This is a genomic window from Sphingopyxis soli (assembly GCF_018682675.1).
Classification (GTDB): Bacteria; Pseudomonadota; Alphaproteobacteria; order Sphingomonadales; family Sphingomonadaceae; genus Sphingopyxis; species Sphingopyxis soli.
On record NZ_JAFMTR010000049.1, the window covers coordinates 1 to 8,099 of the forward strand.

Annotated in this window: 8 protein-coding genes; 2 read left to right on the forward strand and 6 right to left on the reverse strand. The window is 66.1% G+C overall.

All coding sequences use genetic code 11. The features are described 5' to 3' along the window. Positions 1-241: 241 nt before the first annotated feature. Together J1N50_RS07105 and J1N50_RS07110 are read left to right on the forward strand one after the other, a co-directional pair. Positions 242-3,133 (forward strand): M16 family metallopeptidase, encoded by a 2,892-nt coding sequence (locus J1N50_RS07105; protein ID WP_215351772.1) that lies wholly within the window; start codon positions 242-244, stop codon positions 3,131-3,133. 125 nt (positions 3,134-3,258) lie between these two features. Beyond that, positions 3,259-3,789, forward strand: coding sequence for an FKBP-type peptidyl-prolyl cis-trans isomerase (locus J1N50_RS07110; protein ID WP_215351787.1), 531 nt, complete (start codon positions 3,259-3,261; stop codon positions 3,787-3,789). Positions 3,790-3,827: 38 nt separating this feature from the next. On the opposite strand, the gene J1N50_RS07115 is transcribed toward J1N50_RS07110, so the two are convergent. The 6 genes from J1N50_RS07115 to pyrE are packed head-to-tail and all read right to left on the reverse strand — an operon-like array spanning position 3,828 to position 7,759. After that, positions 3,828-4,928 carry an AI-2E family transporter gene (locus J1N50_RS07115; protein WP_215351789.1) on the reverse strand — a complete coding sequence of 367 codons (1,101 nt, stop codon included), beginning with the start codon at positions 4,926-4,928 and terminating at the stop codon, positions 3,828-3,830. A gap of 18 nt (positions 4,929-4,946) precedes the next feature. Beyond that, positions 4,947-5,786 (reverse strand): signal peptidase I, encoded by an 840-nt coding sequence (lepB, locus tag J1N50_RS07120; protein WP_215351803.1) that lies wholly within the window; start codon positions 5,784-5,786, stop codon positions 4,947-4,949. Between the two features lie 2 nt (positions 5,787-5,788). Further along, on the reverse strand, positions 5,789-6,190 hold the full coding sequence (acpS, locus tag J1N50_RS07125; RefSeq protein ID WP_215351806.1) for a holo-ACP synthase: 402 nt from the start codon (positions 6,188-6,190) through the stop codon (positions 5,789-5,791). Beyond that, on the reverse strand, positions 6,187-6,438 hold the full coding sequence (locus J1N50_RS07130) for a hypothetical protein (protein ID WP_215351809.1): 252 nt from the start codon (positions 6,436-6,438) through the stop codon (positions 6,187-6,189). Before J1N50_RS07130 ends, acpS begins: the two co-directional genes overlap by 4 nt. Then, positions 6,435-7,166, reverse strand: coding sequence for a pyridoxine 5'-phosphate synthase (locus J1N50_RS07135; protein WP_215351824.1), 732 nt, complete (start codon positions 7,164-7,166; stop codon positions 6,435-6,437). Before J1N50_RS07135 ends, J1N50_RS07130 begins: the two co-directional genes overlap by 4 nt. Before the next feature lie 5 nt (positions 7,167-7,171). Beyond that, positions 7,172-7,759 (reverse strand): orotate phosphoribosyltransferase, encoded by a 588-nt coding sequence (gene pyrE, locus J1N50_RS07140; RefSeq protein WP_215351812.1) that lies wholly within the window; start codon positions 7,757-7,759, stop codon positions 7,172-7,174. Between the last annotated feature and the right edge of the window lie 340 nt (positions 7,760-8,099).

Here is an 8,099-nt window from a genome sequence, read left to right on the forward strand (position 1 = left end):
CGGTCGTTTTCAAACCTTCGTCATTCCGGACTCGATCCGGAATCCATTTTTCCAGCGCTGCGCCAATGGACCCCGGATCAAGTCCGGGGTGACGAGACAAGGAAGGACAACTTCCGGTCGTTAGCCGCCCCGTTCAGATCCGGCTGCCGCTGGTCGGCGGCAGACGTCGTTCATCGAAAAGCTGCTCGACGGGGTTTCGGACGTGGCTTGACGGGGCGGAAATCGCGGCCATCACGGGGGGATGACCCTCCGTCTTGCCCGCAGCGCGTCGATCGCGCTCTCGCCGTTCCTTCTCCTCGCATTCCATCCGGTGCCGCTGTCCGCCAGGGAGGCGGCCAAACCGGCGGCTGCCGCCACGATCAATCCGCAGACCCCCGCGGCGAAAGCGTGGAACTTTGCCGCGAGCGACATTCCGTTCGATTCCAGCATCGTCTTCGGCGTCCTGCCCAACGGGATGAAATATGCGCTGCTGAAGAACATGACGCCAAAGGACAGCGTCGTGCTGCGGATGCGGTTCGACGTCGGCAGCTTTGCCGAGGCCGACGACCAGCGCGGGCTCGCCCATTTCCTCGAGCATATGGCGTTCAACGGCTCGACCCATGTGCCCGAGGGCGAGATGGTGAAGCTGCTCGAACGCAAGGGATTGGCCTTCGGCGCCGATACCAATGCCTCGACCGGCTTCGACCAGACGGTGTACCAGCTCGACCTGCCCAATGCGTCCGACGACCTCGTCGACACCGGGCTGATGCTGATGCGCGAAACCGCGAGCGAGCTGACGATCGATCCCGGCGCAGTCGATCGTGAACGCGGCATCATCCTGTCGGAGCGGCGCGCGCGCGACACCTATCAACTGCGCAGCCTGATCGACCAGCTCGATTTCCAGATGCAGGGAATGAAGGTTGCAAGCCGCATTCCCGTCGGCACCGAAGAGGTGATCAGAACGGCCCCCGCGGCGCGCATCCGCGACCTTTACGACCGCTATTACCGCCCCGAACGCGCGACGCTGGTGATGGTCGGCGATTTCGATCCGGCGGCGATGGAGGCGAAGATCAAGGCGCGCTTCGCCGACTGGCAGGGGCGCGGCCCGGCAGGGGCGAACCCCGACATCGGCAAGCCCGATTATGCCCGCGCCGCCGCGAGCGACGATTTCGTCGATCCCGCGATCCAGGATTCGGTGACGATCACGGCGTTCCGGCCGTGGGTGCAGGAAGCCGACACCAAGGCGAAGCGCGCCCGCAAGCTTGCCGAGGATATCGGCGAGTCGATCGTCGGCCGCCGCCTCGCCAAGATCGCGCTCGAAGAGAATTCGCCGATCCTCGCCGGCTATTTCAACGATGCCGAGGGCTGGAAGGTTTTCGATCAGGTCACGATCGGCGCGGTCGCGAAGGAGGGCGCGTGGAAGGACGCGCTCGCGCTCGTCGAGCAGGAATGGCGACGCGCCGCCGAATTCGGCTTCACCGAAGCCGAGGTTGCCGAACAGGTTGCGAACCGCCGCACCGCGCTCAAGAATGCGGTCGCGGGGGTGACGACGCGGCGCAGCGATACGATGGCCGATGTTCTCGTCGATGCCGCCGACGGCGATTTCGTCGTCGTGCGGCCCGAAACGTCGCTGGCGATGTTCGAGGCGGTGGCGCCGTCGCTCACCGCCGACGCGATCACCGCCGCCTTCCGCAAGCGGATGGAAGGGTTCAGTCCGCCGCTCGCGCGCGTGACCTCGAAAAAGCCGCTCGATGGCGGTACCGGCGCGATCCTTGCGGCGCTCAAGGCGTCGGCGCAAGTCGCCGTCACCGCGCCCGCGCAGAGCAAGAGCGCAGCGTTCGCCTATGACGATTTCGGGACGCCCGGAAAGGTCGTCAGCGACGGCCGCATCGACGATCTCGGCATCCGCCGCATCCGCTTCGCGAACAATGTGATGCTCAACATCAAGAAGACCGATTTCCAGAAGGAGCGCGTCTATCTGTCGGTGCGCGTCGACGGCGGCAATCTGCTCGCGACGCGCGACGATCCGACGAAGGTCGCGCTGGCGGGCTCGCTGACGGTCGGCGGGCTCGAAGCGCATAGCGCCGACGAGCTGCGGACGATTCTGGCCGGCAAGACGGTGAGCCCCGGCTTCGGCGCCAGCACCGATGCTTTCGGGGGCAGCGCACTGACCTCGTCCGAGGATTTTGCGCTGCAGGCGAAGCTGATGGCGGCGTTCGTGACGCATCCGGGTTACCGCGCCGACGGGCTCGCACTCATCCGCCGTTTCCTGCCGCAGCAATATGCCGCGAACGATGCGACGCCAGCCGCCGTCCTCGGCCGCGACGCAGCCGGAATCCTCGCCAACAACGATCCGCGCGCGCAGACGCCGCCGCTCGAGAAACTGCTGGCGCTCGACTGGAACCAGCTCAAACCCGCGATTGCCGACAGCCTTGCGCATGGCGCGATCGAAATCGGCGTCGTCGGCGACATCGACGAGCAGGCGGCGATCGATGCGATTGCGGCGACCTTCGGCGCGCTGCCCGAACGCCGCGCCACGTTCGATCCGCGGACGGATGCGCGGGTCCGCCGATATGCGACCGACCGCAGCGAGCGGACCTTGATCCACAAGGGGCCCGCCGAGCAGGCCGAGCTTCGCGTCTATTGGCCCGCGCGCGACGACAGCGATCTTGTCGAGGCGATGCGGCTCAACCTGCTCGCGCGCGTGATGCAGTTGATGCTGACCGAGGAACTGCGCGAGAAGCTGGGCGAAAGCTACAGCCCCGGCGCGGCGGCGAGCCTGTCGGACGAATATCCGGGCTATGGCCATCTGTTCGCCGCGAGCAATGTCGACTTCAAAGATCTGGCGACGACGCGCGCCGCGATTTTCGCCATCGCAAAAGAACTGCGCGACAAGCCCGTCGATGCCGACCTGCTCGACCGCGCGCGCAAACCGCTGCTTGAGGCGATGACCAAGGCGCGGCGCGAGAACAGCTATTGGCTGCCCTATGTGTCCGAGGCGACGAGCCAGGAGGCGCGGCTCGACCGCAGCCGCAAGAGCATCGCGATCGTCGAGGCGGCGACCCCCGCCGACCTCGAAACGCTGGCGCAGCGCTACCTGACGGACGACAAGGCGCTGGTGATCAAGGCGATCAGCGACAAGGCAGGGAAATAGGGGCCGGGAAATAGGGTCGGGCGGCGGACAGGCACGGACGATTGCCTCTGGACCCTCCGGCGCTCGTCCGCCTATAGGCGTCGCCGATGGTTTCGCGCCCGAAAGGGCAGGGGAAGGACAAGACTATGAGCGTGACGACGGTTCCACTGCGCCCGGTGAGCAAGGGCGGGCTGTGGCTGATGTGGATCGGCCTGATCGCGCTGCTCGTCGCGGGTGCGGCGTTCGCGTTCACCGGCACGCCGAAGATCGGTTTCGAAACGGTGAAAGCCGGGACGGGCCCGAGTCCGACCACCGCCGACGTCGTCCTCATCAAATATGAGGGGAAGCTCGATAATGGGACCGTGTTCGACGCCAATGAACAGGCGCCGATGCAGGTGTCGCAGGTCGTTCCCGGCTTTTCGCAAGCGCTGACCCGGATGCAGAAGGGCGGCAAGTACAAGGTCACGATTCCGCCGGCGCTCGGTTATGGCGACCGCGCGGTCGGCCCGATCCCCGCGGGCAGCACGCTGCATTTCGACATCGAGCTGATCGACTTCCGCACCGAAGCCGAAGTCCGCGCGATGCAGCAGATGATGCAGCAGCAACAAATGATGCAGGGCGCCCCCGGCGGCGCTCCGGGCGCACCCGGCGCCCCGGCTCCCGCGCCGCAGCGTTAATCGGCGCGCTCCGGCAAAAGAAACGGGGCGGCGGCGGGCTAAGGGCTCGCCGCCGCTTTCGTTTGTCCGGGGCCCGCGTTGCGCTCGGCTTCGCGTTCCAGCGCGACCTTGATCATCGCGACGATCGGGTCGGCGAGGAACAGCCCCATGATGCCCAGCAGGGCGCCGAACAGGATCTGGGCGCCGAGGACGAGCGCGGGGGCCAGGTCGACGGTCTGCTTCGCAACCATCGGGACGATCAGATAGCCGTCGACCGTCTGCACGATGAAATAGATGGCGATCGCCCAGAGGCCGGTGTCGGTGCCCGCCGAAAAGCCGACGAGGACGAGCAGCACCCCGGAGACGATCGCGCCGATGTTGGGGATGAAGGCGAGCAGGCCGGTCAGCAGCCCCATCAGCGCCGCCATCGGGATGCCGACCGCCATGCACGCCAGCCACGTCCCGACCCCCTCGACCGCCATGCCAAGCAATCGTCCCGCCATCAGGCGGCGCAGGGTGAAACCCATGCGCGCGGTCGTGATGTAGAAATTCTCCCGGGCTTTCATTGGCAGCATCCACGCGACGCCGCGCTCATACAGCCGCGGCTCGATCGCGATGAAGACGCCGAGGACGAGGACCATGACAAGGCTGGTTAGCGCGCCCAGCACCGTGCCGACCGCGGCGGTGACGCGGCCGAAGGTGCCCGCCATATTGTCGGTGATCGTCTTGGTATCGAGCTGGAACTCGCCCATTCCATGCTCGCCCGCCCAGGCGGCGATGCGCTCGACCTGACCCATGACCACCGTCTGCAGCGTCGCGGCCTGGTCGGCGATCTGCGAGCCCGCGAACATCATCGTCCAGATCAGGAAAGCGACGAGCGACAGGCAGACGATCAGCAGCCGCCAGCCGCGCGCGATCGGCAATATCCGGCCAAGCAGGCGCGTGCCGCCGTCGAGCATCGACGCCATCACGATCCCGGCAAAGATCAGCAGGATCGGCTGGATCAGGACGATGCAGACACCGACCAGCAACGCAAGGCCGAGCCAGACTGCCGCCTTCAACAGTTCGGTGCGGACAAGCTGGCTGCGGATTTCGGTGGGGCCGGGCGCGGCGTCCTGCGCCTTGGCTTGCGCCGCGGCTTCCTCGCTGGTCGCAGCCATGGTCTTGCTCCCTCGAACCTATTTTGCGCCCTTATCATGCTCGGGGCGCAGATTGGTTCCCGCGCGGCCGGGGCGCAGCGCCTCGAACCAGCTGACCGGATTGTACCATATAGCGGTGCCGTCGGTCGAAAAGCTGATGATCTCGGCGCGGCCCGCGATCGCGTCGAAGGGAACCGGTCCGCCGAGCCCCTTCTGCTGCACCGACACGCGGCTGTCGGCGCTGCCGTCGCGGTTGTCGCCCATCAGGAACAGATGGTCGGCGGGTATCTTGATCGGACCATAATCGTCGGTCTGGTATCCGGGGCCCATGTCGATCGTGTCGAAGGTCGCGCCGCCGGGCAGCGTCTCGCGCACGATCGGCAGTTCGAGCACCTCCTTGCCGGCAGCATCCTTGACGATGAAGCGGCCGAGGCTGCTGTCGGGGCCGGGCAGGTTGGCGTCGACCGGGATCGACAGCATCGGCTGCACCTCGCGCTTTACCGGCTTGCCGTTGATGAACAGCGCGCCGCCCTTGAGTTCGATCGTGTCGCCGGGCAGGCCGATCACGCGCTTGATATAGTCGACGCGAGTCACCGGATGTTCGAGCACGACGATATCGCCGCGCGCGGGCAGCTTGCCGAACAAGCGGCCGGCCATTTTCGGTGCGAGGTGAAAGCTCACCGAGGCGTAGGACCAGCCATAGGGGTATTTGCTCACCACCAGCCGGTCGCCGTTGCGCAGCCCCGGCATCATCGAATCGGAGGGGATATAGAAGGGCTTGGCGACGCAGCTATGGATGCCGAGCACCAGCAGCACGATCACCACCACGTCGCGGATCAGCTTGCCCCAGCCGCCTTCATCCTTGTCCGCTTTCGCCATGCTCAGTCCTTGATCGCCTCGATGATGACGAAAGCCTGCGCCCACGGATGGTCGTCGGTCAGCGTCAGATGGATATGCGCGCTATGTCCCGCCGGGATCATCTCGGCGAGCCGCGCGGCCGCGCCGCCGGTCAGCGCCAGCGTCGGCGCGCCCGAGGGGGCGTTGACGACGCCGATGTCCTTCATGAACACCCCGCGCTTGAAGCCGGTACCGACGGCTTTCGAAAAGGCTTCCTTCGCGGCGAAGCGCTTGGCGTAGGTTCCGGCACGGGTGAACGGCCGCCGCGCCGCCTTGGCGCGCTCGACGTCGGTAAAGACGCGAATCTCGAAACGCTCGCCGAAGCGGTCGAGCGAATTCTGGATGCGCTCGATATTGCAGAGGTCGGAACCGAGGCCGATGATCATTTCCGCCGCTCGTCATGAAGGGTCTTCGCGCGCACGAATTTGAAGATCAGGCGCATGAAGATGTAGAGAAATCCTGTCCATAGGAGAAAGCCGACGCCATAGACCAGATACATCCAGTCAAACGCTTTTCCTGCTTGCTCATTGTGCCAGACGTTGATTCCGATGATCAGCATAATGAAGAATGGAAAAATCTTCAGGAATCGCACCGAGGCGCGCCATTGCTTCTCTACAAATTCCGACCTGCTCACCCGCGCGCCTCGTCCATCAGCACGCGCATCCGGCGGACCGCATCTTCGAGGCCGGTAAAGATCGCCTCGCCGATCAGATAATGGCCGATGTTGAGTTCGGCGAGCTGCGGGATCGCGGCGATCGGGACGACATTGTCGTATGTTAGGCCGTGTCCGGCATGCGGCTCGATGCCGTTCTTCCACGCCAGCGCCGCGGCATCGGCGATACGGCGGAGTTCGGCGGCGCGCTGCTCGCCCTCGACATGCGCATAGCGGCCGGTGTGGAATTCGACGACGGGTGCTTTCAAGCGGATCGCCGCCTCGATCTGGCGCGGGTCGGGTTCGATGAACAGGCTGACGCGGATGCCGGCGTCGTTCAGCCTGCCGACGATCGGCGCGAGATGATTGTGCTGGCCTGCCGCGTCGAGTCCGCCCTCGGTCGTGCGCTCCTCGCGCTTTTCGGGCACGATGCAGGCGGCGTGCGGCCTATGGCGCAGCGCGATCTCCAGCATCTCGTCGGTCGCCGCCATCTCGAGATTGAGGGGCAGGTCGGTCGCGGCCTGGATGCGCGCAAGGTCGTCGTCGCGGATGTGGCGCCGGTCTTCGCGCAGGTGCGCGGTGATGCCGTCGCCGCCGAACGCCGCGACGATTTCCGCCGCGCGCACCGGGTCGGGGTGGTCGCCGCCGCGCGCGTTGCGGATCGTCGCCACATGGTCGATGTTGACGCCGAGCCGCAGCTTTGAGGGCATGACGCTCAAGCCGCCGCGCTCCTGCTCCCCGGCTTCACCGCCTGCGTGCCCGCCAGTTCGGGCGGCAGTTCGCCGGGGGCATAGGTCGGGAAATTGATCGCGACGAGCGGAAAGAAGGGGACGCCGAGATCGACGCTGCCCGCCGAGCGATCGACGAGCGCCGCTTCCGCGACGACCTCGCCGCCCGCGGCGCGGACCGCCTCCATCGCCTCGCGCGACGACAGGCCGGTGGTGACGACGTCCTCGACCATCAGCACTTTCGCGCCCTTGTCGATCGCGAAGCCGCGGCGCAGCTCGAAGGTGCCGGTCGGACGCTCGACGAAAATCGCCGGCTTTCCGAGCGCGCGGCCCATTTCATGTCCGATGATCACGCCCCCCATCGCGGGGGAGACGACGACGTCGATCGCCTGCCGCAGGTCGCGCGGCAGCTTGGCGGCAAGAGCGGCGGCCAGCCGACCCGCGCGGGCGGTGTCCATGAGCACGCGCGCGCACTGGAGATAATATTCGCTGTGGCGGCCGGAAGAGAGCAGGAAATGGCCCTGCAGCAGCGCGTCGGCAGCGCGGAACTCGGCCAGGATTTCATCATCGGTCATGGGAGATTGGGTCTTTTGTTCCTGTGATCGCCCCGATCGGGCGACCGGGTTTCGGCGGCGAAAATTTGCCTGCCGTAAAATAGTGTTAGAGATGCTTGAGGCAAGCGGCAAGCGGGGTTATAGCGCCCGCGAGATTCAGCCTGCCCGATGGTTGCGTGGACGCGTGTCGCGCAGTGGGGAAGGGCAGGCTGGGGCATCATAAGAACAACAGGCAACGGGCGGCACTATCCTTATGAAGAGCTTGAAATCCCTTGTAATCGTAGCGGCTTTGTCGCTCGGCACGGTGGGCGCGGCGCATGCGGCGGCTCCGGCGGCGGCACCCGTCGCGGCGCCTGCCGCC